Below are 23,840 nucleotides of genomic sequence, written 5' to 3'. Positions count from 1 at the left end.
CGCGCCCCGGTCGCCGGGCTCGTCCTGCAGGGCGAGCCCGGCCCCTGCACCGCGAGCCCGGCGTTCACCGCGCGGCGGGCAACGCGCCCGACACCTCGTCGGCCACCTGCTCGACCGTCCTGGCCGTGGTGTCCACGACCAGGTCGGCCGCCGAGACCAGCCACGGCCGGGCTGCCTCGTACGCAGGAACGCGCTCGAGCCGCCACGATCGTGCGCCCGGCTCAGCCGCATCGGTGCGGATCCGGCGGGACAGCTCGTCATCGGCGACGTCGAGCAGGACGTGTCGCACCTCGACCCCACGGGCAGCCAGCCCGGCGAACACCTCACCGGCGTACTGCTCCTGGAGCAGCGTCATCGGTGCCAGCACCAGACGGCGACCTGCATCGTCCAGCACTGCGCCCGTTGCGACGACGAGCTCTCGCCACTCCGCCAGATCCTGGAAGTCCCCGGTCGGGACCGGCAGGGACCGCCGCAGCAGGTACCCGACCAGCTCGGGGTCGTACGGCACCAGTTCCGGCCGGCGGCGGTGCAGCTCTGCCGCGACCGAGGACTTCCCGACACCGAACGCCCCGTGCAGCCAGAGGATCACCGCGCCACCGTACGAGCCCGACTGCGCCCACCCGCCCGGTCAGGCTCGCCACGTCCCCGGCCTCGGCTGGCACGCCGGGCCGCACGGCCAACCGGGGTCCCACGGAAGGAACCGCCCGGTGCTGCCAGGCCAGTCGGAGGTCGGCTCCGACCTGGCACACGTGACCGGTCGGAGCCGGCGTGCCAGGATCGCCCGGTGCTCTCCCTCGGTCAGGTGGTCCTCGGGGTGACCGACGTCCAGCGCGCCGCGGAGTTCTGGCGGCGCGCCCTCGGCCACGAACTGCTCGAGGGCGGCTTCGGCGGCTGCGCCACCGTCCTGGCCCCACCCGGTGGTGCCCCTGGCACCCGACTGGCCCTGCAGATCAGCATCACACCGGCGCCGGCCCACCCGCGGTCGCACCTCGACCTGCACGTCGCCGACCGGGCTGAGCAGACGGCCGAGGTCGACCGCCTCGTCGGACTGGGCGCCCAGCGGGTCGACTGGGACGGCTACCCGGACGACCCGGACTTCGTGGTCCTCGCCGACCCCGACGGCAACCTCTTCTGCGTCGTCGACCTGGGCCATCCGGCCCGCTGAGGCCACCCGCTCACGACCCGCTCTCAGCCGCCTTCGCGCGGGCGCGCCGCTTGCCCTCGTGCATCGCGGCCACCCGGGCGACCGGGATGGTGTGCCCCTCGGCGACCAGATCGGCGGGCAGCTGCTGCGGCTCGGGCAGCGCCGACGCCCACGGGTCGTCGTCCCCGATCCGTTCCCGCGCGGTGCGCACGGTGACGTCCCCCGGCCGGACGTCGTCCAGCTCCTCCCAGCCCACCGGCGCCGAGACCGGCAGACCGGGCCGCACCCGCGGGCTGTAGGCCGCCGCCACCGTGCCCCGGCCCGAGCGGGTCGAGTCGACGAACACCCGGCCACCCCGCTCGGCCACCACGTAGGCGGTGGTCGCCAGCTCGGGGTCGAGGCGTTCGGCCCGAGCCGCCAGGGCGCGGGTGGCGGCGGCGACGTCCTCGGCCGGTGAGCCGTGCACCGGGACGACGACGTGCACCCCCGTCGACCCGCTCGTCTTCACCGCCGCCGTCAGGCCGGCCTCGGCGAGCGCGCGGCGGCACAGCCGGGCCGTGCGCACGACCACGTCGAACGGCGCACCGTCGGGCGGGTCGAGGTCGAGCACCAGCCCGGTCGGCTGCTCCTCCCCCACCCGGCTGAACGGCACGTGGTACTCCACGGCCCGCTGGTTGGCCAGCCAGAGCAGGGTGCGGCGGTCCTCGACCAGCACCTGGTGCACCTCGCGGTGGGCCCGGTCGGACCAGGTGGCCACCGTCCGCACCCACTCCGGCGCGCCCTTGGGCACGTCGCGCTGGATGAACGGGGCCGCTCCGGGCCGCACCCGTTTGATGGTCAGTGGCCGCCCGGCGAGCAGCGGGACGAGCCGGTCGGCGAAGGCGTCGAGGTGGTCGACCAGGTCGCGCTTGGTCACCTCGAGCCCGTCGCCCAGCGGGGAGTCCAGGCTGCTCAGCCGGACGCCGTCCCGTTCTTCGCTGGTGGCCACCCGGTCACCGTGCCGGGCGCCGCCCCGTGGGGCAACCGGTCAGGCCGCCCCGTCCTCAGATGTCGTGGACGGCGGCGTGCCGGGCGAGCTCGGCGGCCGGGAAGACCGATCGCGCGTCGGCCAGCTGCGCCTCGGCGTCGACCCAGGCGGGCACGTGCGTGACGAGCAGCCGGCCGACCCCGGCCGCAGCGGCGTGCTCCCCGGCCTGCCGGCCGGTCAGGTGCAGCCCCGGGGGCAGGTCGGGGACGTCGGGGTAGGCGGCCTCGGCCAGCAGCACGTCCGCCCCCCGGGCCAGCTCGACGACGGCGTCCGACGGGCCGGTGTCACCGGTGTAGACCAGCGACCGGCCCCCGGCGGTCAACCGCACGGCGTAGCACTCGACCGGGTGGGCCGTCCGCACCGTCCGCACCTGGAACGGTCCGATCGACCAACTGCCCGGGCCGACCGCGGTGACGTCGAAGACGTCGTCGATCGGCCCGCCGTCGGCGTCGTAGGCGGCGGCCAGCCGGCGGTCGGCGCCGACCGGTGCGTACAGCGGCACGGCACGACCGTCGGAGCGGCCCGAATAGCGGTGCCACACGATGAAGGGCGCCGCGTCCAGGCAGTGGTCGGCGTGCAGGTGGCTGAGGTAGACGGCGTCGACCCGACCGGGGTCGATCAGCCCCTGCAGGGCGCCGAAGGACCCGTTGCCCAGGTCCAGCAGCAACGCGAACTCCTCGTGCTCCACCAGGTAGCACGAGGCGGGCGAGGACGGGCCCGGTGCGCTGCCGGAGCAGCCGACGACGGTCAGCCTCACTCCCCGGCCTCCGCACCCGCACGCAGGACGGCGTCGACCTCGGGGCCCAGGAACCGCCGGCCGAGCCGGGCGAAGGGCTCGGGGTCGCCGGTGGCCAGGAACCGGTGCACCGGCGGCGGGCCCTCGGGGTCGCGCAGCAGGTCGGTCCGGGTCAGCACCCGGTACACGTCCTTGGCCGTCTCCTCCGCGCTGGACACCAGCGTGACCTCCTCGCCCAGCACCAGCGACAGGACACCGGTGAGCAACGGATAGTGCGTGCAGCCGAGCACGACGGTGTCGACCCCGGCTCCCAGCAGCGGGTCGAGGTAGGACTGCGCCAGCCCGACGAGCTGCCGGCCGCTGGTGATCCCGCGCTCGACGAAGTCGACGAAGCTGGGGCAGGCGGCGCTGGTGACGCTCAGCTGGGGGGCGGCGGCGAAGGCGTCCTCGTACGCGCCGCTCCGGACGGTGGCCTGGGTGGCGATGACGCCCACCCGCCCGTTCCGCGTCGCGGCGGTCGCCCGGCGGACCGCGGGGAGCACCACCTCCACCACCGGGACGTCGTAGCGCTCCCGGGCGTCGCCGAGGCAGGCGGCGCTGGCGGAGTTGCAGGCGATGACGAGCATCTTGACGCCGTCGGCGACCAGCTGGTCCATGGCCGCGAGCGAGTGCCGGCGGACGTCGGCGATCGGCCGGGGACCGTACGGGCTGTGCGCGGTGTCGCCGAGGTAGCGGATCGCCTCGTGCGGCAGCTGGTCGAGGACGGCGCGGGCCACGGTGAGCCCACCGACCCCGGAGTCGAAGATCCCGATGGGGGCGTCGGCTCCCGATGTCGCAGTGCTCATGTCGGCAGCCAGGCTAACGGCCCGGTCGGACATCCCCTCGTGGCCGGGCCGAGACGGTGGTCACGCCCCGACGGTCGGTCAGGGACGACGCAGCAGCGCCGCGTCCGGGAGCAGCAGCCCGTCCCCGGTCCAGCGGGCGCCGGTCAGGTCCTGGACGACGGCGGTCGCGTCGCTGGCCAGCGCCGTCCGGCCGATGCCGAGCACGGTGGCGCCGGCCGCCAGCCCCGCGCTCACCCCGCTCGGGCTGTCCTCGAGCACGATCACCTCACCCGGGGGGACGCCGAGCCGGGTCGCCCCGGTCAGGTACGGCTCGGGGTGGGGCTTGCCCGCGACGACGTCCTCGGCGGTCACCACGACCTCGGGCACCGGGACACCGGCGGCCCGCAGCCGCGCGGTGGCCAGCTCGCGGACGCCGGAGGTCACCACGGCCCAGGGGACGTCGTCGAGCTGCGCGATGAGGTCCAGGACGCCGGGGACGGCGATCGTGCCGGCGACGTCCTCCAGCTCGTAGCGGGTGATCAGGGCGACCGACCGCTCGACGTCCTCGGGCTTGACGAACACCGCCACCGTGTCGGCAGCCCGGCGGCCGGGCACCGCCGCCATGACCTCAGCCGGGTCCAGCCCGGAGTCCACCGCCCAGCGCGACCAGGAGCGCACCACGCTGGGCTCGGAGTCGACCAGCACCCCGTCGTTGTCGAACAACAGCCCCCGCGCCGGCAGGATCAGGCCCACAGCTGGCCTTCCAGAGCGGCGCTGGCCTCCTCGAGCGTGCCGGCGTAGGCCCCGGTGGAGAGGTACTTCCACCCGCCGTCGCAGACGATGAAGACGATGTCGGCCTTGCGGCCGGCCGCGACCTCCTTGTCGGCGACGCCGAGGGCCGCGTGCAGGATCGCCCCGGTCGAGATGCCGGCGAAGATGCCCTCGCGCTCGACGAGCTGCCGGGTGCGGTGGATCGCGTCGTCCGGCCCGACGGAGAACCGTGAGTCCAGCAGGTCGGCGTCGTAGAGCTCGGGGATGAACCCCTCGTCGATGTTGCGCAGGCCGTAGACCAGCTCGCCGTAGCGCGGCTCGGCGGCGATCACCTGGACGTCGGGCTTCTTCTCCCGCAGGTACCGGGAGACGCCCATCAGCGTGCCGGTGGTGCCCAGCCCCGCCACGAAGTGGGTGATCGAGGGCATGTCGGCCAGGATCTCCGGACCGGTGCCGGTGTAGTGCGCCTCGGCGTTGGCCGGGTTGCCGTACTGGTAGAGCATCACCCAGTCGTCGTGCTCGGCGGCCAGCCCCTTGGCGACGGCGACGGCCTGGTTGCTGCCCCCGGCGGCCGGGGAGCTGATGATCCGCGCGCCGTACATCTCCAGCAGCTGACGCCGCTCGATCGAGGTGTTCTCCGGCATCACGCAGATCAGCTGGTAGCCGCGCTGCCGGGCGACCATGGCCAGCGAGATGCCGGTGTTGCCGCTGGTGGGCTCCAGGATCGTGCTGCCCGGCTGCAGCCGCCCCTCCTTCTCCGCCGCCTCGATCATGGCGATGGCGGCCCGGTCCTTGATCGAACCGGTGGGGTTGTGGTCCTCGAGCTTGGCCCACAGCCGGACGTCGGGGGTGGGCGACAGCGCCGGCAGCCCCACCAGCGGGGTGTTGCCGAGCGAGTCGACGAGGGAGGCGAAGCGGGCCATGGCGGGTCTCCTGGAGTCGCGGTACCGGGCGGGGAGGCTCCGGGTCAGCAGCCGCCGGCGACGGCGGGGAGGATCGTGACCGAGTCGCCGTCCTTGACGGAGGTGTCGAGCGCACCGGTGAAGCGCACGTCCTCGTCGTTGACGTAGACGTTCACGAAGCGGTGCAGCTTGCCCTCGTCGGTGACCAGACGGCCCTTGATGCCGGGGTGCTGGCTGTCGATGTCGTCGACCAGCGCGCCGAGCGTGTCGCCGCTCCCCTGGACGGTCTTGTTGCCGCCGGTGTGGGTGCGCAGGATGGTCGGGATGCGGACCTCGATGGCCATGGGGGAACTCCTTCTCGCGGGGTGACAGGGGGGTCGCGCGCAAGGCGCGCGGGAACGACTGCTCGGGGGAACGCCGGTGCGCGGCCGGCGATTCCGCCGGCCGCGGGGTGAGCTGGCGCTCAGTCGTAGACGACGGTGGTCGGCGAGTGGCCGAACAGGTAGGACTCGACGACCTCGACGTCCTCCTCGCGCACCTCGCCGTCGACGATCCGGAAGCTGCGGAACTCGACCTCGTCGCCGGCCAGGCCGGTCCGGGCGCCGTGCTCGCGGGTGGAGACCAGCACGTAGTGCGCCTCGGGCTCGGAGGCGTAGCTGATGTCGGTGCGCGAGGGGTGGGCCTCGGTGGCGGTGTGCGAGTGGTAGATGACCACGGGCACCTCGTCCCGGTCGTCCATGTCGCGGTACAGCTTCAGCAGGTCGGCGCTGTCGAACTCGTAGAACGTCGGCGAGCGGGCCGCGTTGAGCATCGGGATGAAGCGCTCGGGCCGGTCACTGCCCTCGGGACCGGCGACGACGCCACAGGCCTCGTCCGGGTGGTCTTCCCGGGCGTGGGCCACGATGGCGTCGTAGGTCGCGCGGTCGATGCGCAGCACACCACCAGTCTAGGCAGCGCCGCCGGCCGGCGTCCTCCCCGCCCCGGGCGGCCGCCGGAACGGGTGACCGGCGGAGGAACGGATTGCGTCGCAGACGTGTCCGACCGATAACGTCGCCGACCGTGGTGATCGAGGTTCTCATGGTGGTCGGCGTCGTCCTGGTCGCGCTGCCGGCCCTGGCCATCGGATCGGCCCGGCTGTTGCACCGCAGTGGCCGTGCCACAGACGAGCGGACCGACCGGGTCGAACTGGTCCTGGTGGTGCTCGGCCGGCTCATCGGGCTGGTGCTGCTGGCCGGTCTGTCCGGCATCACCCTGCTGTCCTGCATCGGGGCGCTCGTGCAGGACGTGACGGTGCACAGCCTGGTCTACGTGTTCTTCGTCGCCGACCTGCTCGTCGCCATCCTGGTGCTGCTCACCGTCGGTCGCCTCGACCGGCGGCCAAGGCGTCGATCAACGACCCCTGCACGGCGGTGAGCCAGTAGTAGACGGCCAGCTGCGAGTTCTCGTCGTCGGCCCCCTCGCCCGCGGCGTCGATCTCCGGGGGTTCGGTCTCCGCGGTGATGCCCAGCCGGGTGCCCATCGCCAACCGGAGGTCGTTGGTGGTGCGCAGCCAGGCACGCGCCTGCTCGGCGTCCAGCCGCACCTCGCCGCCGTCGGGCGGCACGGTCGCCCGGACCATCGCCAGGTCGTCGGCCTTGCCGCTGCGCAGCCCGGCCTCGGTGAGGTCGCGGTACTCGGCGGCCAGCTGCGGGTCGCTGGCGTGACCGCTGGGCAGCAGCCGCTCCAGCACCGGGTCTCCCCCGGAGTCGGCCGGGTCGGCGGCCAGCAGCTGCTCCAGCTGGTCCAGCAACAGGCCCACGATGTCGGCCTCGGCGTCGACCAGCCGGGCCACCAGCTCGTCGCCCTTGCGGCGGAACGGCTTCATGCGTCCCGCTGGTACGTGGCCCACAGCCCGTAGGCGTGCAGCCGGTTGGTGTCGTGCTCCATCCGCTCCCGCGGGCCGGAGCTGACGATGGCCTTGCCCTCGTTGTGCACCTGCAGCATGAGCTCCGTCGCGGTCGCCTCGTCGTACCCGAACAGCTCCTGGAGCACGAACGTCACGTAGGTCATCAGGTTGACCGGGTCGTCCCAGACGACGGTGACCCAGGGGCGGTCGAGGGCGGACTCCTCCCCCGTCGACGTCTCCGACACCCGTTCGGGCGCGAGCGGTCCGGCCACGTGAGCACTCTAGGACGACCGCCTCCCGCGACGCAGTCGGTGGGCACCTATCGTGCTGCTCCATGCCGCAGAGCCCGCCGCTCAGCCCCGCGATGTTCACCGACCGCTACGAGCTGACGATGCTGGCCGCCGCCCTGGCCGACGGCACCGCCGACCGGGACTGCGTCTTCGAGGTGTTCGCCCGCCGGCTGCCGCACGGCAGGCGGTACGGGGTGCTCGCCGGCACCGGCCGGTTCCTGGAGGCGCTGGCCGACTTCCGCTTCGGGGACGCCGAGCTGGACGCGCTCCGGCAGCAGGGCGTGGACGACCCACGACTGCTGGAGCACCTGGCCGGCTTCCGGTTCACCGGGGACGTCGACGGCTACGCCGAGGGTGACCTCTACTTCCCCGGCTCACCGGTGCTGACCGTGCGGGCCCCGTTCGGCCAGGCGGTCCTGCTGGAGACCCTGGTGCTGTCGATCCTCAACCACGACAGCGCCATCGCCGCGGCCGGCGCCCGGATGGTCGGCGCCGCCTGTGGCCGCCCGTGCATCGAGATGGGCTCCCGGCGCACGCACGAGGAGGCCGCCGTCGCCGCGGCGCGGGCCGCGGCCCTGGTCGGCTTCTCGGCCACGTCGAACCTGGCCGCCGGCGCGCGCTACGGCATCCCCACGACCGGCACCAGCGCTCACGCCTTCACCCTGCTGCACGACGACGAGGCGGCGGCGTTCCGCGCGCAGCTGGACACCCTGGGCGTCGGGACGACGCTGCTGGTCGACACCTACGACACCGAGCAGGGCATCCGGACGGCGGTCGAGGTGGCCGGCCCGGAGCTCGGCGCCGTCCGGCTGGACTCCGGTGACCTCGCCATCGAGGCGACCCGCGCCCGCGAGCTGCTGGACTCCCTGGGCGCGACGGACACCCGGGTCATCGTCACCAGCGACCTCGACGAGTACGCGATCGCCGCGCTGGCGGCCGCCCCGGTCGACGGCTACGGGGTGGGCACCTCACTGGTGACCGGCTCCGGCTCGCCCACCGTCGGGATGGTCTACAAGCTCGTGGCCCGGGACGGGGTGCCGGTGGCCAAGAACTCCGTGGGCAAGCGCTCGGTGGGCGGCCGCAAGCACGCCGTCCGGCGGCACGACGCCGACGGGACGGCGACCGCCGAGGTGGTGAGCGCGGCACCCGTCCCCGCCCGGGAGCACGACCGTGACCTGATCCGGCCGCTGGTCCGCGGGGGCGAGCTCGTCGACCCCCGCTCCCCCGCCGAGTCCCTGGCCGCTGCCCGGGACCTGCACGTCCAGGCGCGCAGCGCCCTGCCGACCGAGGCGTGGTCGCTGTCCCGGGGCGAGCCGGCGATCGACACCGTCACCGGGTAGCCGAGGGCCCCGCCCCTGCGGAGGTCCTCGCCGGGGCAGGATGGGGTCATGACCCGGGCCCTGGTGATCGTGGACGTGCAGAACGACTTCTGCGAGGGCGGGAGCCTCGCCGTCGACGGCGGCACCGCCGTCGCCCGGGCGATCAGCGCCCACGCCGCCGCGACCGACTACGCGCACGTCGTCGCCACCCGGGACCACCACGTCGACCCGGGTGGCCACTTCGCCGAGCAGCCCGACTACCTGGAGACCTGGCCCGCGCACTGCGTCGTCGGCACGTCCGGGGTCGAGCTGCACTCCGACCTGGACCGGCGACCGATCGAGGCGGTCTTCGACAAGGGCGAGTACGAAGCCGCCTACTCCGGCTTCGAGGGCTCCTTCGACGGGCAGCCGCTGGCCGACTGGCTGCGGGCCCACGGGGTCGACGCGATCGACGTCGTCGGCATCGCCACCGACCACTGCGTCCGGGCCACCGCGCTGGACGGGGTCGGCGCCGGGTTCGCCACCCGGGTGCTGCTGGAGCTCACCGCCGGCGTCTCACCGGCCACCACCGAGGCGGCCCTGGAGCAGCTCCGCACCGCCGGCGTGGAGCTCATCACATCGTCGTCCTGACGGACGACACCGCGGTCAGCAGCCGTGCCCGACTCGCGTGGAGCCGCTGAGCTGCCTCCTCGGGGAGGCCTCCGGCCTCCCGTCGTCGCCAGTCCCCAGTGCTGACTGGCGTTCAGCTGGCGTCCAGCACCTCGTCGCGGGTGAACCCGAGGACCTGCAGGACGGCGTCGAGGTAGGGCTGGTTCAACGCGGCGTGCGCCTGGTCGCGCACGAACGGCTTGGCGTTGAAGGCGATGCCCAGCCCGGCCGCGTTGAGCATGTCGAGGTCGTTGGCGCCGTCGCCCACGGCGACCGTCTGGTCCAGCGGGACGCCGTGCTGCGCGGCGAAGCGGGCCAGCGCCCGGGCCTTGCCCGCCCGGTCGACGACCTCGCCGACGAGCCCACCGGTCAGCCGGCCGTCGGCCACCTCGAGGGTGTTCGCGGCGGCGAAGTCCAGCCCGAGCTCGGCGGCCAGCGGATCGGTGATCTGGGTGAACCCGCCGCTGACGATGCCGCAGCGGAACCCCAGCCGCTGCAGGGTGCGGATCAGGGTGCGGGCGCCCGGGGTGAGGACCAGGTGCGCGCGGACCTCCTCCAGCACACCCACCGGCAGCCCGGCCAGCACCGCCACCCGCGCCCGGAGGGACTCCTCGAAGTCGAGCTCGCCGTTCATCGCCGCCGCGGTGATCCGGGCGACCTCGGCGGCCCGGCCGGCCCGGGCGGCCAGCTCGTCGATCACCTCGCCGCGCACCAGGGTGGAGTCGACGTCCAGCACGATCAGCCGCTTGCCGCGCCGGGCCAGCCCGACCTGCTCCACGGCGATGTCGGTGCCCGTCTCGGCGGCGACCGTGGCCAGCGCCGTCCGCAGCTCGGTGGAGGCGGCACCGGAGACGGTCAGCTCGAAGCTGGTGACCGGGTAGTCCGACAGCCGGCGGATCGCCTCGATGTTGCCGCCCACCCCGGCGATGGCGCGCGCGGCGCCGGCGACGGCAGCGGGCGGGACGGGGCGGCCGAGCACGATGACGTGGTGGCGGGCGGTGCGCTCCTGCCGGGCGCTGCCGGCCGCGGTGGGCTGGACGCTCACCGCGACGCCGGTCCGGGACGCCACCTCGGCGACAGTGGCGCGCAGTCGGTCGGCCAGGGACCCGACGGAGCCGCTCTCCGGGCTCCCGACGACGACACCCAGCACCAGCTGGCCGTGCACCACGACCTGTTCGACGTCGAGGACCTCGACCGGGTGCGGGCCGAGCTCGGCCAGCGCGGCGAACAGCGCCGCGGTCACCCCCGGCCGGTCGCTGCCGGTCACGGTCAGCAGAGCACCGTCCGACGTCGGCGGTGCAGCAGTCGGGTCGGTCGGCGCTGGGGCGGCGGCGCGGTCGGTCACGCGGTCATCGTGCCGGACCGGTGATCGCCCCCCGACCGCACCCTGCCCGACGGTCCCCGGCCCCGGACGCACGGACGCCCCGTCAGCCGATCGGCTGACGGGGCGTCCGTGCGTCCCTCTCAGAGGGCCTTGCTCAGGTCGGGTCCTTGTCGTCGGCTCCCTGGCGGGCGCCGCCGGTGAGACCGGCCTCGCTGGCGTAGGGCTGGTGCCCCTTGCCGGCGTGCGCCTCCATCTCCAGGCGGTCCCGCAGGTGCGGGTAGTGCAGCTCGAACGCGGGGCGCTCCGACCGGATCCGGGGGATCTCGACGAAGTTGTGCCGCGGCGGAGGCGACGAGGTCGCCCACTCCAGCGAGTTGCCGTGACCCCAGGGGTCGTCGCGCAGCGCCAGCCGGCCGTGCTTCCACGACTTCACGACGTTGTAGACGAACGGGATCACCGAGGCACCCAGGACGAACGACCCGATGGTGGAGATCGTGTGCATCGTGGTGAAGGAGCCGCCGCCGTCGGTCGCGAGGTAGTCGGCGTACCGGCGCGGCATGCCCGCGTTGCCCAGCCAGTGCTGGATGAGGAACGTGGCGTGGAAGCCGATGAAGGTCAGCCAGAAGTGCAGCTTGCCGATCTTCTCGTCCATCATCCGGCCGCACATCTTCGGGAACCAGAAGTACAGACCGGCGTAGGCGGCGAACACCACGGTGCCGAAGACGACGTAGTGGAAGTGGGCCACGACGAAGTAGCTGTCGTTGACGTGCCAGTCCAGCGGCGGGCTCGCCAGCAGGACACCGGTCAGACCACCGAGCAGGAAGGTGATGAGGAAGCCGATCGAGAACAGCATCGGCGTCTCGAAGGTGATCTGGCCGCGCCACATCGTGCCGATCCAGTTGAAGAACTTGATCCCGGTCGGAACCGCGATCAGGTACGTCAGGAAGGCGAAGAAGGGCAGCAGCACCGCGCCGGTGGCGAACATGTGGTGCGCCCAGACCGCCAGCGACAAGGCGGTGATCGCGATGAGCGCGAAGACCATGCCCTTGTAGCCGAACAGCGGCTTGCGGCTGAAGACCGGGATGACCTCGCTGATGATGCCGAAGAACGGCAACGCGATGATGTAGACCTCTGGATGCCCGAAGAACCAGAACAGGTGCTGCCACAGCAACGGCCCGCCGTTCTCCGGCGAGTAGACCTGCGCACCGAGGTGCCGGTCGGCCAGCAGCGCGAACAGCGCGGCGGTCAGGATCGGGAAGGCGAGCAGGATCAGGATGCTGGTGACCAGCGATGCCCAGGTGAAGATGGACATCCGGAACATCGTCAGGCCCGGCGCCCGCAGGCAGACGATCGTGGCGATGAAGTTGACGCCACCGAGGATCGTGCCGAGACCACTGACCGCCAGGCCCGCGATCCACAGGTCGGCACCGGCGCCGGGGCTGTGCACACCGGTCGACAGCGGCACGTAGGCGTACCAGCCGAAGTCGGCGGCGCCACCCGGGGTCAGGAAGCCGGAGACGGCGATCGAGGACCCGAAGAAGAACAGCCAGAAGGAGAAGGCGTTCAGTCGCGGGAAGGCGACGTCGGGCGCGCCCAGCTGCAGCGGCATGATCAGGTTCGCGAAGGCGAAGAACATCGGCGTCGCGAAGAACAGCAGCATCACCGTGCCGTGCATGGTGACCAGCTGGTTGTACTGCTCGGGCGAGAGGAACTGAAGCTCCGGGCGGGCCAGCTCACCGCGCATCAGCAGCGCCATGAAGCCACCGACGAAGAACCAGATGAACGACACCGTCGTGTACATCAGGCCGATGGTCTTGTGGTCGGTGGTGCGCAGCAGACCGAGGAGCCGCGATCCCTTCTCGGCCTCGTGCGCCGGGCTCGGCCGGCTCACGATCGGGGCGGGTGCGATCGTCACGGTCGGAGCTTAGACCGTCACGTCACGGCCGACGCGGCGGGAGCAGGAGTCGGTGCGGCGCGTCCCGGCACACTCCCCCGGGGGCCCGGTCCGGCGCCGGCGGAAGTGCAGGTGGGCGCGGCACGGAGGGGTGTCGGGGGGGGGCCCCGGCGGCCCACCCCCCCGACGGGCGATGCGACGGCTCGGGGAGTTTGGTCACGTCCGGGCGTGGGCATCGATGATCTTGCGCTGGACGGCCCAGCGCGAGACGGCTCGACCGTCGTGCACCGGAGGTCGCCCGTGGACATCGGTGGGATCCTCTTGACCGTCCTGATCGGCTTCGTCGCCGGTCTGATCGCCCGCGCCGTGGTCCCCGGCAAGCAGGACCTCGGCCTCGTCGCCACCCTCGTGCTCGGCCTCATCGGCTCGGTGGTGGGCAACCTCGTGTTCAGCCTCGTCCAGGGTGACGGGCTGGAGTTCGACCTCGGCGGCTGGTGGGCGTCGATCCTGGGCGCGATCCTCGTGCTGGCGGTCTACGTCGCCGCCACCGGCAAGCAGCGTCGCGTCACCCGCTGACCCGCCCGCCCCGCAGCGGACACCAGCAGGCTCCCCGAGGACCCGGCCGCAGGGCCGGGCCCTCGGCACGTCCGGGCCCTGCTCAGATCCGAGCCACGCGCTCAGCCGCGCGTCCAGCTGCCGACGTCGACCGCCACCGTGACCGCGACCGGCTCCGGCAGCGTGGCCACCCGGGCGGCCAGCTCCCCCGCCGCGAGGTGCCGGGCGTGCGGGCCCATCCCGACGAGCGTGCGCACCGCGAGGTGGTCCAGCTCCAGCACCGATCGATGGCCCGCCGTCCCGGCCGGACGCAGGTGCGGCTCGAGCGTGGCGGCCAGCCGGTCGGCCTTCGCCGGGTCGACGTGCAGCAGCCCCAGCGGGCCGACGAGCTCGGCCAGGTGGTCCGCGGCCGGGGTGACGACGACCAACCGGCCGGTCGGGGTCAGCACCCGGGCGGTCTCCGCACCGTTGCGCGGGGCGAAGACGACGAGCACCCGGTCGACGGACCCGTCCCGGACCGGCCAGCGCGCCCAGGAGTCGGCCACCACGGCCATCGCGCGGGGGTGGGCGCGGGCGGCCCGGCGGGCGGCGTAGCGGGAGGCGTCGAGCACCACCCCGACGGTGGCGGGGGCCCGGTCCAGCACGCCGGCGAGGTGCGCTCCGGTGCCGCCGCCCGAGTCGAGCAGCGTCCGCGGCGGCGGCCCGGCGAGGGCGGCGTCGGCGAGGGCCGCGGTGATGCCGGCGTAGTGGCCGGCGGCCAGGAAGTCCGCCCGGTCCCCCACCATCGCCGCGGAGTCGCCCTCGTGCGGGCTGCCGCCCGGCGGGAGGAGCGTGACGTGGCCCTGCCGCGCCCGGTCGAAGGCGTGCCCGGCGGCGCACCGGAGACCGGCCGGGTCAGCGGCGAGCTGCTGGCCGCAGATCGGGCACGCGAGCAGTGCGACCGCGGCCGGGAGGAGCGGGGGCGGGCTCACCGGCGCGGCGGTCGCACGGGCAGCCGGTGCAGCACCACGTCCCGCAGCTGCCCAACATCGACCGTGGCCGTGAGGTACGTGGCGAACGGCTGGCGGCGCCGGTCGGTGGGCGACCCGGGGTTGAGCAGCCGCAGACCGGTGGGTGCGGTGGTGTCCCAGGGGATGTGGCTGTGCCCGAACACCAGGACGTCGACGTCCGGGAAGGCGGCCGCGCACCGCTGCTCCCGGCCCTTCGCGTCCCCGGTCTCGTGCACCACCGCGAACCGGACGCCGTCGAGCTCGACCCGGGTGACCTCCGGGAGCCGGTCCCGCAGCACCCCGTGGTCGTTGTTGCCGTACACCCCCACCAGGCGCCGCGACCGCCGCTCCAGCTCGTCGAGCAGGGCCACGTCCACCCAGTCGCCGGCGTGCACCACGACGTCGGCCGCCTCGATCTGCTGCCACAGCGGATCGGGCAGGTCACGGGCCCGCTTGGGCACGTGGGTGTCGGCGGTGATCACCAGGGAGACGGACACGGGGGCATCGTCCCAGTCCGCCTCGGGACCACTCAGTCGTGGACGGGCGCCTCGTGGTTCCGGTGCCCGGGCGACTCGAGCTGGAAGGTGCAGTGCTCCAGGTCGAAGTGGTCGCCCAGACAGCTGCAGAGCGCATCGAGGACCCGGCCGCCGTGCCCGTCGGCCAGCGCCTCGTCACTGACGACGACGTGCGCGGAGAGCACCGGCAGACCCGAGGTGATGGTCCAGGCGTGCAGGTCGTGCACGTCCAGGACGCCGGGGACGCCGAGCACGTGGTCGCGGACCTGCGCCAGGTCGACCCCCTTGGGAGCCGCCTCCAGCAGCACGTCCAGTGCCTCCCGCAGCAGCGACCAGGCGCGGGGCAGGACCAGCGCGCCGACCGCGAGGGAGGCGACGACGTCGGCCCCGGTCCAGCCGGTCGTGGCGATGACGACGGCGGCGACGATCACGGCGACGGAGCCCAGCGCGTCACCGACCACCTCGAGGTAGGCGCCTCGGGTGTTCAGCGACTCGCGCTGGCCGGAGTGGAGCAGGGCGAGCGAGCCGACGTTGACCGCCAGCCCGACGAGGGCCACGCCGAGCATCCAGCCGGAGTCGATGTCGGGTGGGTCGCCGATCCGGCGGACCGCCTCGACCACGACGTACCCGCCGACGACGAGCAGGAGCAGACCGTTGCCGACGGCGGCGAGGACCTCCATGCGCTGCCAGCCGAAGGTGCGCCGGCCGCGGGCGGGGCGCTGGGCGAGGGTGACCGCACCGAGGGCCATGCCGATGCCCAGCGCATCGGTGGCCATGTGGGCGGCGTCGGCGAGGAGGGCCAGTGAGCCCGAGATCAGCGCGCCGACCAGCTCCAGGACGAAGACCGAGCCGGTGAGGACCAGGACGACGGCCAGCCGGCCGCGGTGCCCGGCGGCCGTGGTGCCGGAGCCGTGCCCCGCACCGTGGTCGTGACCCATCGCCGTCCCCTCCGTCGCCCCGCGTTCTGACATGCACGATGCCGCATGTCAGCCGGGAACGCCAGGCACGTCAGTCCGGCCCCTCTCGCAGGGACCCGCCACCAGCCTGCGAGTGGTGGGGGCGAGGGGGTCCTTCCTCAGATCGCGACGCCGCGCTCGCGCAACCACGGGAGCGGGTCGATCCGGGGCCCGTCGAGGCCGCCGGTGTGCACCTCGAAGTGCAGGTGCGGCCCGGTGGACTGCCCCTCGTTGCCCAGCAGCGCGATGGTGTCGCCCGCCCGCACGGTCTGCCCCTCCTCGACCAGGATCTCCTGCATGTGGCCGTAGACCGAGACGTCGCCGTTCGCGTGCTGGACGTAGACCGCCAGCCCGAAGCCACTGGCCGCGCCGGCGCGGAGGACGACGCCGTCCATCACCGCGTACTCGGGGGTGCCCAACGGCGCGGCGAAGTCGATGCCCGCGTGCAGCGTGCCCCAGCGCGAACCGAACTGGCTGGTGAGCCGCCCCTGCACGGGCAGCACGGCCTTGGGCCGGGCCGCCTCGGCAGCGGCCGCCGCGGCAGCCTCGGCCGCGACGCGGTCCGCCTCGGCCTGCACCTGGGCGGCGGCGGCCTCGGCGTCCTCGCGCTGGGCGCGGGTGACGGCCAGCTCCTGCAGGCGGGCGGCGGCCTCCTCGCCGGTGAGCGCGGGCTGCTCCGCCCGGACCAGGCCCAGCTCCTCGGCGACGCTGACCGGCTCGTCGGCCGCCGCCCGGGCGACCGGGGATGGTGCGCCGGCGGCGGTGAGCCCGAGCCCGACCACCCCGAGGATCGCCGCGGCCACGAACAACGCCGGGCGGCCGGACGGGACCGTCAACCGGCGGCGGGAGCTCGGCGCGACCTCGGCGGCCGGTGCGGCATCGGCCGGCAGCGAGGTGCCGGCCGGCCCGAGCGGCCAGGCGTCGACCAGCACCGGGTCGGCACCCTCGACCGGGAGCGGCCACTGCGCCGCCCCGGTGACCGGCGAGGCGCCGGCCGGGACAGGGCAGGCGACCGACGCGGTGTGGGTCGAGGCGGCACCGAGGAGGCGGCGCGGACGACGGACGGCCCGGCGGAAAGGCAGCACGGAGGCGAGCACCTCGGGGCGGCCGGACGGCGGGGTGGTGGCGGCGGACCCGCCAGCGGTGCCGGCCGAGAGCACCGTCCCCTCGTCGTCGAGCCGGGCGAGGTGTTGCGGTTCCATGCACCTGTCTTTCCGTCGGGGGCCATTCGGGCGGCGCCCATGTAAACACGCCGTGACCGGTTCGTGATGTGGACGGCCGGGTAAGCACACCCGGTCAAGTGGTCGACGTCACAACAAGTAGTGCCAAACGGGCACCCTCTGTCACGTCATCACTGCGCGCGGGTCAGGAATCGAACGCGCCGTGATGGGTAGGGGCGAGGAACGTCACGCCCCGGTGAACGGCCTGCTGACCCCGTCGCGGCCGTCCGGGGCACCCCAGACCCGAGGAGCACCCCCATGCGCGCAGTGACCTGGCACGGCCGGGACGACGTCCGGGTGGACACCGTCCCGGACCCGGAGATCAAGGACCCCACGGACGTGATCGTGCAGGTCACCTCCAGCGGGATCTGCGGCTCGGACCTCCACCTGATCGAGGTCATGGCGCCGTTCATGACCGTCGGCGACGTGCTCGGCCACGAGCCGATGGGCATCGTCCGCGAGGTCGGTCCCGCGGTCACCGAGCTCAAGGCGGGCGACCGCGTCGTCGTCCCGTTCAACATCTCCTGCGGCACCTGCTGGATGTGCAACCAGGGGCTGCAGAGCCAGTGCGAGACGACGCAGAACCGGGAGCAGGGCTTCGGCGCCTCGCTGTTCGGCTACACGAAGCTCTACGGCCAGGTGCCCGGCGGCCAGGCCGAGTACCTGCGGGTGCCCTTCGGCAACACCCTGCCGATCAAGGTCCCCGAGGGCCCGGCCGACGACCGCTTCGTCTACCTCTCCGACGTGCTGCCCACCGCCTGGCAGGCCGTGCAGTACGCCGGCGTCGTCCCCGGCGGGTCGGTGCTGGTGCTGGGTCTCGGCCCGATCGGCGACATGGCCACCCGGATCGCCAAGCACCTCGGTGCGGCCCAGGTGCTCGCGTCCGACGTCGTGCCCGAGCGGCTGGCCCGGGCCCGCGCCAACGGGATCGACGTCCTGGACTCCACCGACCAGGCCGACGTCGTCGCCTGGGTGCGGGACAAGACCGACGGCCGCGGCCCGGACGCCGTCATCGACGCCGTCGGCATGGAGGCGCACGGCTCCCCCGGCGCGAAGTTCGCGCAGAAGGCCAGCGCCCTGGTGCCCGACGCCATCATGGAGAAGGTCATGACGGTGGCCGGCATCGACCGGATGGCCGCGCTCAACACCGCGATCGAGGCGGTGCGCCGCGGCGGCACCATCTCGCTGTCCGGCGTCTACGGCGGGGCGACCGACCCGATGCCGCTCATGCGGATGTTCGACAAGCAGATCGAGCTGCGGATGGGCCAGGCGAACGTGTGGCGCTGGGTGCCCGACATCCTCCCGCTGCTCACCGACGCCGACCCGCTCGGCGTCGACGACTTCGCCACCCACCACGTGCCGCTGGAGCAGGCGTCGCAGGCCTACGAGACCTTCCGGCAGAAGCAGGACGGCGCGGTGAAGGTGCTGCTCCAGCCCTGATCCACCCCTCTCCGGCCGACGGGCCGCGCACCGGTGCGCGGCCCGTCGCACGTGGCCGGGTGGGACGACGTGACCAGTCTCATGCTCGGCGCAGGCAGGGTCCGGGGCCCTCCTGCCCTTGGCTGGAGGAGGCCCACGTCAGGGCCGCCCCCCTCCGCAGTCCACCGAGGAGTCCCGACTTGCCCCGCGCCCTGATCGCGCTCGCCATCGGTGCCTTCGGCATCGGCACCACCGAGTTCGTGGTGATGGGGATGCTCCCCCAGATCGCCGAGGGGCTGGACGTCTCGGTCTCCGCCGTCGGGCTGCTCATCTCCGCCTACGCCATCGGCGTGGTGATCGGCGCCCCCACGTTGACCGCCCTCGGGGTGCGCTTCACCCCGCGACAGACGCTGGTCGCGCTGATGGTGCTGTTCACGATCGGCAACCTGCTGTCCGCGCTGGCCCCCGACTACGGCACGCTCGTGGCCGCCCGGGTGTTCGCCGCGCTGGCGCACGGGTCGTTCTTCGGCGTGGGGGCGGTGGCCGCCCGCCGGCTGGTGCCCAAGGAGAAGGCCACCCAGGCGATCTCGCTGATGATCACCGGGTTGACGCTGGCCAACGTCGTGGGCGTGCCGCTGGGCACCTTCGTCGCCCAGCAGCTGAGCTGGCGGGTGGTCTTCGCCGGGGTCGCCGTCATCGGGCTGGTCACCATCGCCGGGCTGCTCGCCTGGATGCCCGGCGTCGCCGGTGAGCCCACCGACCTGCGCAGCGAGCTGGGCGCATTCCGCCGGCCCGGCGTGTGGCTGGTGCTCGGGCTGACCATGGTCGGGTTCGCCGCGCTGTTCGCCGTCTACAGCTACGTCAGCCCGATCCTCACCGAGCTCACCGGCCTGTCCGAGGGCTGGGTCACCCCGGTGCTGGCGCTCTTCGGCGTCGGCACCACCGTGGGCACGCTGATCGGCGGCCGGCTCGGTGACCGGTGGGGGCTCTCCTTCGTCGCCGTCGGCCTGGTCGCCACCGCCGCTGCGCTGGCGCTCTTCGCGCTCGTCGTCGACACCGCGGTGCTCGCCGTCCCGGTGCTCGTGCTCTTCGGGACGCTGGCCTTCGCGCTCGGCCCGGTGGTGCAGAACCGGGTCATCGAGGCTGCCCGGGTCCCCGGCGGGAGCCTGGTGTCCGCGGCGAACCAGGCCGCGTTCAACCTGGCGAACGCGCTGGGCGCTGCTCTCGGCGCCGGCGTGCTGTCGGCCGGGCTGGGCTACACCGCCCCGATCTGGGTGGGCGCCGGCCTCGCACTCGCCGGCACCGGGATCGCGGTGGTGGCGGTGCGGGGCGACCGCGCGGACCGGGCCGCGCTGGCTGCGGAGACCCGGGTCGCCGAGGGCGCCGCGCGGGTGGACGCCGACGTCGCCGTCTGGCAGCGGGTCCTCTCCCCCATCGCCGTCCCCGAGGTCCCGTTCGTCGTCCGCTGACGGCGTCCCCGCCGCCGCGGGGCGGACGGCCTCAGCGGGCGCGCTGGACCCGGCCCTCGTCGAACACCGGCTCGGGCACCTCGCGCACGTGCCCGTCGGCGCCGAAGAGCAGGAAGCGGTCGAAGGTGCGGGCGAACCAGCGGTCGTGGGTCACCGCGACCACGGTGCCGTCGAAGGCGTCCAGCGCCTCCTCCAGCGACTCGGCCGACAGCACGTCGAGGTTGTCGGTCGGCTCGTCGAGCAACAGCAGGGTGGCACCGGAGAGCTCGAGCAGGAGCACCTGGAACCGGGCCTGCTGACCACCGGAGAGCGACCGGAACAGCTGGTCACCGGAAGGGGCCAGCCCGTACCGGCGCAGCGCCGCCATCGCCCGCCCGCGGTCGACGCCCGGTCGCCCGGGCTCGCCGTGCCAGAGCAGGTCGACCAGCGTGCGGTCCAGCCACTCGGGATGGGCGTGGGTCTGGGCGAAGAACCCGGGGACGACGCGCGCCCCGAGCCGCCAGTCACCGGTGTGCGCGACGTCCTGGCCGGCCAGCAGCCGCAGGAAGTGCGACTTGCCGGCCCCGTTGGAGCCCAGGACGGCGACCCGGTCGCCGTACTCGACCTCTATGTCGAAGGGGCGCATCAGGCCGGACAGCTCCAGCTGCTCGGCCATCACCACCCGCACGCCGGTACGGCCGCCCCGCAGCCGCATCGTCACGTGCTGCTCCGTCGGGGGCTCCGGCGGTGCGCCGGCCGCCTCGTACTTGGCCAGCCGGGTCTGCATGGCGTGGTAGGTCGACGTCATGGCCGGGGAGTTCTTCGCCTGCTGCTGCAGCGTGCGGACCAGGTCGATCAGCCGCTCGTGCTCCTCGTCCCAGCGCCTGCGCAGCTCGGCCATCCGCTCGTGCCGGGCGGTGCGCGCCGCGGGGTAGCTCGCCCAGTTGCCGCCGTGCACCCACGCCGTGCCGCCCTCGACGGTGACCACCCGGTCGGCGACCCGGGCCAGCAGCTCCCGGTCGTGGCTGACGAACAGCACCGTCTTGCGGGTCTCGATCAGCCGCTCCTCCAGCCACCGCTTGCCGGGGACGTCGAGGTAGTTGTCCGGCTCGTCGAGCAGCAGCACCTGGTCGGGGCCGCGGAGCAGGCACTCCAGGGCCAGCCGCTTCTGCTCACCGCCGGAGAGCGTGTTCAGCTCGCGGTACTTGCAGCCGTCGTAGGGCACGCCCAGCGCGGCGACCGTGACGGTGTCCCAGGTGACCTCGACGTCGTACCCGCCGACGTCGCCCCAGTGGGCCAGCGCGTTGGCGTAGGCCATCTGGGTGGGCTCGTCGTCGTCCTCCATCATCCGCAGCTCGGCGTCCTCGACGGCGTGCCAGGCCTCCCGGACGGCGGGTGGGGCGAGGTCGACGAGGAAGCGCTGGACGGTCGTGTCGTCGCGCACCGAGCCGATGAACTGGCGCATGACGCCCAACCCGCCGATGAGGGCCACCGAACCGGCGTCCGGCGTCAGGTCACCGCTGATGATCCGGAGCATCGTGGTCTTGCCGGCGCCGTTCTCCCCGACCAGCGCGGCGCAGGCGCCCTCCCCGATCCGGAAGGCGACGTCGTCGAGGAGCACCCGCCCGTCCGGCAGGGTGAACCGGATCCCCGTGACGTCGACGTATCCCATGCCACCATCATCCGCCGACGGCGCCACCGGGTTCCCGGCGGTCAGTCCACCTCCGTCCGGAGGTCAGTCCACCGATGCCCGGAGGCGATGCCGGGCCAGCCGCTCGACCAGCTCGGGCAACGCACCGGCGGGGGCGCCGCTGAGCTGCTGCCGGCACTCCTGCACCACCGGCCGGACCACCTGCGGCCACTGCCCGAGTTCCTCGGCCAGCCGGTCGACGGCCAGGTCGACGGCCAGGTCGGGTCCGACGGTGTGCAGCGCGGCCAACGGCATCGTGGGCCCTCCGGTGCTCGTGCCCCGCGTGCCGCTGACCGGCCCGTCCCCCGGGGTGTTGCTCCGGCACCACGCTCCCCCGTCCCCCGCGCACCCACCAGGGACCTAGGACCCCGTCCGGACCCCGCACGGAGACGGCAGCATCGGGGCAGGGACCGCACTCCGGAGGTGGCCGTGTTCTTCCGTGACCGCGCCGATGCCGGCGCCCAGCTGGCCCGCCGGCTGGACCAGGTGGGTGCGGCCGGGCCCGTGGTGCTCGGCCTGCCGCGGGGCGGAGTGCCGGTGGCCGCCCCGGTCGCCGCAGCGCTCGCCGCACCGCTGGACGTGCTCGTCGTGCGCAAGCTCGGGGTGCCCGGTCAGCCCGAGCTCGCCATGGGCGCGGTCGGCGAGGGCGGCGTGGTGGTGCTCGAGGAGCGGGTGCTCCGGGTGGCGGACGTGGTCGACGCCGACCTCACCCGCGTCCGGGACGAGCAGCAGGCGGCGGTCGACCGGCGGGTCCGGCTCTTCCGCCAGGTGCGCCCGCGGGTGCCGCTGGCCGGCCGCACCGTCGTGCTGGTGGACGACGGCATCGCCACCGGCTCGACCGCCCGTGCCGCCTGCGCCGTCGCCCGGGCCCAGGGCGCCGCGCGGGTGGTGCTCGCCGTCCCGGTCTGCTCCCCGGACGCGGTCCCGGCCCTGGCCGCGGCGACCGACGAGCTGGTCGTGCTCAGCAGCCCGCCGGGCTTCCGCTCGGTCGGCCAGGCCTACGCCGACTTCCGCGCCACCGAGGACGACGAGGTGCTCGACCTCCTCCGCCGCGCCGCTCAGCCGCCCGTGTAGTCGTTCGCCCCACGGGCGGTGCTGGCCACCGCGTCGCGGATCAGCTGGTCCAGCGCCACCGTGTCCACCCGGTCCAGGGACGTGAACCGGATGCAGCTCTTGCCGCAGGACACCTTCCCCAGCTGCGCGGCCCGCGACTCGGCCAGGTAGGCGCCCTCCACGACGGCCGACACGTACAGCGAGAGGTGCCGCTTCTGCGCCGCCAACGCGATCAGCGGCCACATCGTCGCCTCGGTCGCCGATCGCGGCCGGTAGGGCATCAGGCCGTACCCGAGCACCTGCCCGCGGCCCATCGGCACGAGCTGCCGATCGATGCCGGGCGCGGCGGCCTGGACCAGCGCATCGGTGGCCCGCAGGTCGGCCTCCCGGGTGCCGGCGGCGGCGAACCAGGCCTCGATGGCCGGCCCGCCGTCCATCAGAAGGCGCCGCTGAACAGCACCGCGCCCGCGGCCAGCAGCATCGCCGCCACGATGATCCCGGCGACCAGCCGCTGCCGGCGGCGCCCGTCCGGGCCGAGATTGCCCATCCCCATCATGAGGGCACGGTACGACGTCAGCCGACGAGGACGCCGTCCCGCCGGGCGGGACGGCGGTCGTCGCCTCCGGATGACGTGGCCGGGCGGCTGTTGCAGGGTGAGGTCGTGTCCGTCTGCGAGACGCTCCGGTTGGTGCCGTTCGAGCCCGAACTGCTCCCGTCCGTGCTGCCCTGGTTCGACCACCCCGAGGTGCAGCGCCGGCTGGGCGGCCGCAGCTGGCCGGCACGGGAGCTGGCCCTGCGCACCGCCGCCCGGGGCGAGCAGTTCCGCGGCCAGACCGTGCTGCGGGCGCACTCGTACGTCGCACTGGACGCCGACGGCACCCCGGTCGCGCTGATCGGCGGCGACGTCTACGACCGCTGGACGCAGTGGGACCCGGCCACCGAGCAGGTGGTCGCCACCGACGAGCGCCGCACCATGGGCGCCGCCTACGTGGTCGACCCGGCCCGCTGGCGCCACGGGTACGGGACGGCGACGCTCCGCGCCCTCGTCACGGCCGACGAGCTCGCCGACGTCGAGCAGTTCGTGCTCGGTGTCGAGCCGGACAACACCGCCAGCCTGCGGACGGCGGACGCGGTCGGGTTCGGGCCGCTGACCACCGAGCCCGACGCCGAGGGACTGGTCTACCTGCACCGGGCGCGCTGACCAGGACCGTCGGTAGGGGCTGCCAGGGTG

At 74.0% G+C, this 23,840-nt stretch carries 28 protein-coding genes; 9 read left to right on the top strand and 19 right to left on the bottom strand.

Annotated elements, in window-relative coordinates; genetic code table 11:
- Positions 1–64: 64 nt before the first annotated feature.
- Complete coding sequence (locus O2W53_RS04230) at positions 65–589, bottom strand: AAA family ATPase (protein WP_269161786.1); 525 nt, start codon at positions 587–589, stop codon at positions 65–67.
- 195 nt (positions 590–784) lie between these two features.
- Here O2W53_RS04230 and O2W53_RS04225 point away from each other — a divergent pair, with 195 nt between their 5' ends.
- Positions 785–1,165, top strand: coding sequence for a VOC family protein (locus O2W53_RS04225; RefSeq protein ID WP_269161785.1), 381 nt, complete (start codon positions 785–787; stop codon positions 1,163–1,165).
- 10 nt (positions 1,166–1,175) lie between these two features.
- Here the strand turns inward: O2W53_RS04225 and O2W53_RS04220 are convergent, their stop codons facing one another.
- The 7 genes from O2W53_RS04220 to O2W53_RS04190 form a co-directional block, all read right to left on the bottom strand.
- On the bottom strand, positions 1,176–2,132 hold the full coding sequence (locus O2W53_RS04220) for a DNA polymerase domain-containing protein (RefSeq protein ID WP_269161784.1): 957 nt from the start codon (positions 2,130–2,132) through the stop codon (positions 1,176–1,178).
- Positions 2,133–2,187: 55 nt separating this feature from the next.
- Complete coding sequence (locus tag O2W53_RS04215) at positions 2,188–2,928, bottom strand: MBL fold metallo-hydrolase (protein ID WP_269161783.1); 741 nt, start codon at positions 2,926–2,928, stop codon at positions 2,188–2,190.
- Complete coding sequence (gene murI / locus O2W53_RS04210; protein WP_269161782.1) at positions 2,925–3,752, bottom strand: glutamate racemase; 828 nt, start codon at positions 3,750–3,752, stop codon at positions 2,925–2,927. The genes O2W53_RS04215 and murI overlap by 4 nt, the downstream gene beginning before the upstream one ends.
- Before the next feature lie 78 nt (positions 3,753–3,830).
- Positions 3,831–4,484, bottom strand: coding sequence for an HAD-IA family hydrolase (locus tag O2W53_RS04205; RefSeq protein WP_269161781.1), 654 nt, complete (start codon positions 4,482–4,484; stop codon positions 3,831–3,833).
- Entirely contained in the window at positions 4,475–5,425 is a 951-nt protein-coding gene (locus tag O2W53_RS04200) for a PLP-dependent cysteine synthase family protein (RefSeq protein WP_036333447.1), read from the bottom strand. The genes O2W53_RS04205 and O2W53_RS04200 overlap by 10 nt, the downstream gene beginning before the upstream one ends.
- A gap of 44 nt (positions 5,426–5,469) precedes the next feature.
- The gene (locus O2W53_RS04195) at positions 5,470–5,748 is read right to left on the bottom strand and encodes a MoaD/ThiS family protein (protein ID WP_269161780.1); all 279 of its coding nucleotides are present in this window, start codon (positions 5,746–5,748) and stop codon (positions 5,470–5,472) included.
- Between the two features lie 119 nt (positions 5,749–5,867).
- Complete coding sequence (locus tag O2W53_RS04190) at positions 5,868–6,341, bottom strand: M67 family metallopeptidase (protein WP_269161779.1); 474 nt, start codon at positions 6,339–6,341, stop codon at positions 5,868–5,870.
- 122 nt (positions 6,342–6,463) lie between these two features.
- On the opposite strand from O2W53_RS04190, the gene O2W53_RS04185 reads away from it, so the two are divergent.
- Entirely contained in the window at positions 6,464–6,817 is a 354-nt protein-coding gene (locus O2W53_RS04185; protein WP_269161778.1) for a hypothetical protein, read from the top strand.
- On the opposite strand, the gene O2W53_RS04180 is transcribed toward O2W53_RS04185, so the two are convergent.
- Together O2W53_RS04180 and clpS are read right to left on the bottom strand one after the other, a co-directional pair.
- Positions 6,756–7,268, bottom strand: a complete 513-nt coding sequence (locus O2W53_RS04180; RefSeq protein WP_269161777.1) for a DUF2017 family protein — start codon at positions 7,266–7,268, stop codon at positions 6,756–6,758. The genes O2W53_RS04185 and O2W53_RS04180 overlap by 62 nt on opposite strands.
- Positions 7,265–7,561 (bottom strand): ATP-dependent Clp protease adapter ClpS, encoded by a 297-nt coding sequence (clpS, locus tag O2W53_RS04175; protein ID WP_036333437.1) that lies wholly within the window; start codon positions 7,559–7,561, stop codon positions 7,265–7,267. The genes O2W53_RS04180 and clpS overlap by 4 nt, the downstream gene beginning before the upstream one ends.
- 62 nt (positions 7,562–7,623) lie before the next feature.
- Between clpS and O2W53_RS04170 the strand changes: the two genes are divergently transcribed.
- Together O2W53_RS04170 and O2W53_RS04165 are read left to right on the top strand one after the other, a co-directional pair.
- Positions 7,624–8,919, top strand: coding sequence for a nicotinate phosphoribosyltransferase (locus O2W53_RS04170; protein WP_269161776.1), 1,296 nt, complete (start codon positions 7,624–7,626; stop codon positions 8,917–8,919).
- Positions 8,920–8,967: 48 nt separating this feature from the next.
- Entirely contained in the window at positions 8,968–9,528 is a 561-nt protein-coding gene (locus O2W53_RS04165; RefSeq protein ID WP_269161775.1) for an isochorismatase family protein, read from the top strand.
- A gap of 112 nt (positions 9,529–9,640) precedes the next feature.
- On the opposite strand, the gene serB is transcribed toward O2W53_RS04165, so the two are convergent.
- Positions 9,641–10,891: a phosphoserine phosphatase SerB gene (gene serB / locus O2W53_RS04160; RefSeq protein ID WP_269161774.1), complete on the bottom strand. Its 1,251-nt coding sequence runs from the start codon at positions 10,889–10,891 to the stop codon at positions 9,641–9,643.
- Positions 10,892–11,024: 133 nt separating this feature from the next.
- Entirely contained in the window at positions 11,025–12,785 is a 1,761-nt protein-coding gene (ctaD, locus tag O2W53_RS04155; protein ID WP_269161773.1) for an aa3-type cytochrome oxidase subunit I, read from the bottom strand.
- A 279-nt stretch (positions 12,786–13,064) separates the two neighbouring features.
- Here ctaD and O2W53_RS04150 point away from each other — a divergent pair, with 279 nt between their 5' ends.
- Positions 13,065–13,340, top strand: coding sequence for a GlsB/YeaQ/YmgE family stress response membrane protein (locus O2W53_RS04150; protein ID WP_241175772.1), 276 nt, complete (start codon positions 13,065–13,067; stop codon positions 13,338–13,340).
- A 101-nt stretch (positions 13,341–13,441) separates the two neighbouring features.
- Here the strand turns inward: O2W53_RS04150 and O2W53_RS04145 are convergent, their stop codons facing one another.
- The 4 genes from O2W53_RS04145 to O2W53_RS04130 form a co-directional block, all read right to left on the bottom strand.
- Complete coding sequence (locus O2W53_RS04145; protein ID WP_269161772.1) at positions 13,442–14,290, bottom strand: putative RNA methyltransferase; 849 nt, start codon at positions 14,288–14,290, stop codon at positions 13,442–13,444.
- Positions 14,287–14,805 (bottom strand): metallophosphoesterase family protein, encoded by a 519-nt coding sequence (locus O2W53_RS04140; protein ID WP_269161771.1) that lies wholly within the window; start codon positions 14,803–14,805, stop codon positions 14,287–14,289. Before O2W53_RS04140 ends, O2W53_RS04145 begins: the two co-directional genes overlap by 4 nt.
- Positions 14,806–14,837: 32 nt before the next feature.
- Positions 14,838–15,761 (bottom strand): cation diffusion facilitator family transporter, encoded by a 924-nt coding sequence (locus O2W53_RS04135; protein ID WP_269161770.1) that lies wholly within the window; start codon positions 15,759–15,761, stop codon positions 14,838–14,840.
- Positions 15,762–15,898: 137 nt separating this feature from the next.
- Positions 15,899–16,981 (bottom strand): M23 family metallopeptidase, encoded by a 1,083-nt coding sequence (locus O2W53_RS04130; RefSeq protein ID WP_269161769.1) that lies wholly within the window; start codon positions 16,979–16,981, stop codon positions 15,899–15,901.
- A 276-nt stretch (positions 16,982–17,257) separates the two neighbouring features.
- On the opposite strand from O2W53_RS04130, the gene O2W53_RS04125 reads away from it, so the two are divergent.
- Complete coding sequence (locus tag O2W53_RS04125; RefSeq protein ID WP_269161768.1) at positions 17,258–18,439, top strand: zinc-dependent alcohol dehydrogenase; 1,182 nt, start codon at positions 17,258–17,260, stop codon at positions 18,437–18,439.
- A gap of 179 nt (positions 18,440–18,618) precedes the next feature.
- On the top strand, positions 18,619–19,887 hold the full coding sequence (locus O2W53_RS04120) for an MFS transporter (RefSeq protein ID WP_269161767.1): 1,269 nt from the start codon (positions 18,619–18,621) through the stop codon (positions 19,885–19,887).
- Positions 19,888–19,918: 31 nt separating this feature from the next.
- Here O2W53_RS04120 and O2W53_RS04115 read toward each other — a convergent pair whose 3' ends face one another.
- On the bottom strand, positions 19,919–21,538 hold the full coding sequence (locus O2W53_RS04115) for an ABC-F family ATP-binding cassette domain-containing protein (RefSeq protein ID WP_269161766.1): 1,620 nt from the start codon (positions 21,536–21,538) through the stop codon (positions 19,919–19,921).
- A gap of 63 nt (positions 21,539–21,601) precedes the next feature.
- Positions 21,602–21,811 (bottom strand): hypothetical protein, encoded by a 210-nt coding sequence (locus O2W53_RS04110; RefSeq protein WP_269161765.1) that lies wholly within the window; start codon positions 21,809–21,811, stop codon positions 21,602–21,604.
- Positions 21,812–21,985: 174 nt separating this feature from the next.
- On the opposite strand from O2W53_RS04110, the gene O2W53_RS04105 reads away from it, so the two are divergent.
- On the top strand, positions 21,986–22,630 hold the full coding sequence (locus O2W53_RS04105) for a phosphoribosyltransferase (protein ID WP_269161764.1): 645 nt from the start codon (positions 21,986–21,988) through the stop codon (positions 22,628–22,630).
- On the opposite strand, the gene O2W53_RS04100 is transcribed toward O2W53_RS04105, so the two are convergent.
- Entirely contained in the window at positions 22,615–23,046 is a 432-nt protein-coding gene (locus O2W53_RS04100; RefSeq protein ID WP_269161763.1) for a DUF1801 domain-containing protein, read from the bottom strand. The genes O2W53_RS04105 and O2W53_RS04100 overlap by 16 nt on opposite strands.
- Positions 23,047–23,270: 224 nt before the next feature.
- On the opposite strand from O2W53_RS04100, the gene O2W53_RS04095 reads away from it, so the two are divergent.
- Complete coding sequence (locus O2W53_RS04095) at positions 23,271–23,810, top strand: GNAT family N-acetyltransferase (RefSeq protein WP_269161762.1); 540 nt, start codon at positions 23,271–23,273, stop codon at positions 23,808–23,810.
- Positions 23,811–23,840: the final 30 nt, after the last annotated feature.

This window comes from Modestobacter sp. VKM Ac-2978 (assembly GCF_026968025.1).
GTDB lineage: Bacteria > Actinomycetota > Actinomycetes > Mycobacteriales > Geodermatophilaceae > Modestobacter.
This window is presented reverse-complemented; position numbering and strand designations above follow the sequence as displayed.

Coding starts and splice junctions, on each gene's coding strand:
- O2W53_RS04110 (WP_269161765.1), bottom strand. CDS start 21,811: ATGCCGTTGGCCGCGCTGCACACCGTCGGACCCGACCTGGCCGTCGAC.
- O2W53_RS04100 (WP_269161763.1), bottom strand. CDS start 23,046: ATGGACGGCGGGCCGGCCATCGAGGCCTGGTTCGCCGCCGCCGGCACC.
- O2W53_RS04170 (WP_269161776.1), top strand. CDS start 7,624: ATGCCGCAGAGCCCGCCGCTCAGCCCCGCGATGTTCACCGACCGCTAC.
- O2W53_RS04125 (WP_269161768.1), top strand. CDS start 17,258: ATGCGCGCAGTGACCTGGCACGGCCGGGACGACGTCCGGGTGGACACC.
- O2W53_RS04200 (WP_036333447.1), bottom strand. CDS start 5,425: ATGGCCCGCTTCGCCTCCCTCGTCGACTCGCTCGGCAACACCCCGCTG.
- O2W53_RS04130 (WP_269161769.1), bottom strand. CDS start 16,981: ATGGAACCGCAACACCTCGCCCGGCTCGACGACGAGGGGACGGTGCTC.
- O2W53_RS04115 (WP_269161766.1), bottom strand. CDS start 21,538: ATGGGATACGTCGACGTCACGGGGATCCGGTTCACCCTGCCGGACGGG.
- O2W53_RS04180 (WP_269161777.1), bottom strand. CDS start 7,268: ATGAAGCCGTTCCGCCGCAAGGGCGACGAGCTGGTGGCCCGGCTGGTC.
- O2W53_RS04165 (WP_269161775.1), top strand. CDS start 8,968: ATGACCCGGGCCCTGGTGATCGTGGACGTGCAGAACGACTTCTGCGAG.
- O2W53_RS04135 (WP_269161770.1), bottom strand. CDS start 15,761: ATGGGTCACGACCACGGTGCGGGGCACGGCTCCGGCACCACGGCCGCC.
- murI (WP_269161782.1), bottom strand. CDS start 3,752: ATGAGCACTGCGACATCGGGAGCCGACGCCCCCATCGGGATCTTCGAC.
- O2W53_RS04195 (WP_269161780.1), bottom strand. CDS start 5,748: ATGGCCATCGAGGTCCGCATCCCGACCATCCTGCGCACCCACACCGGC.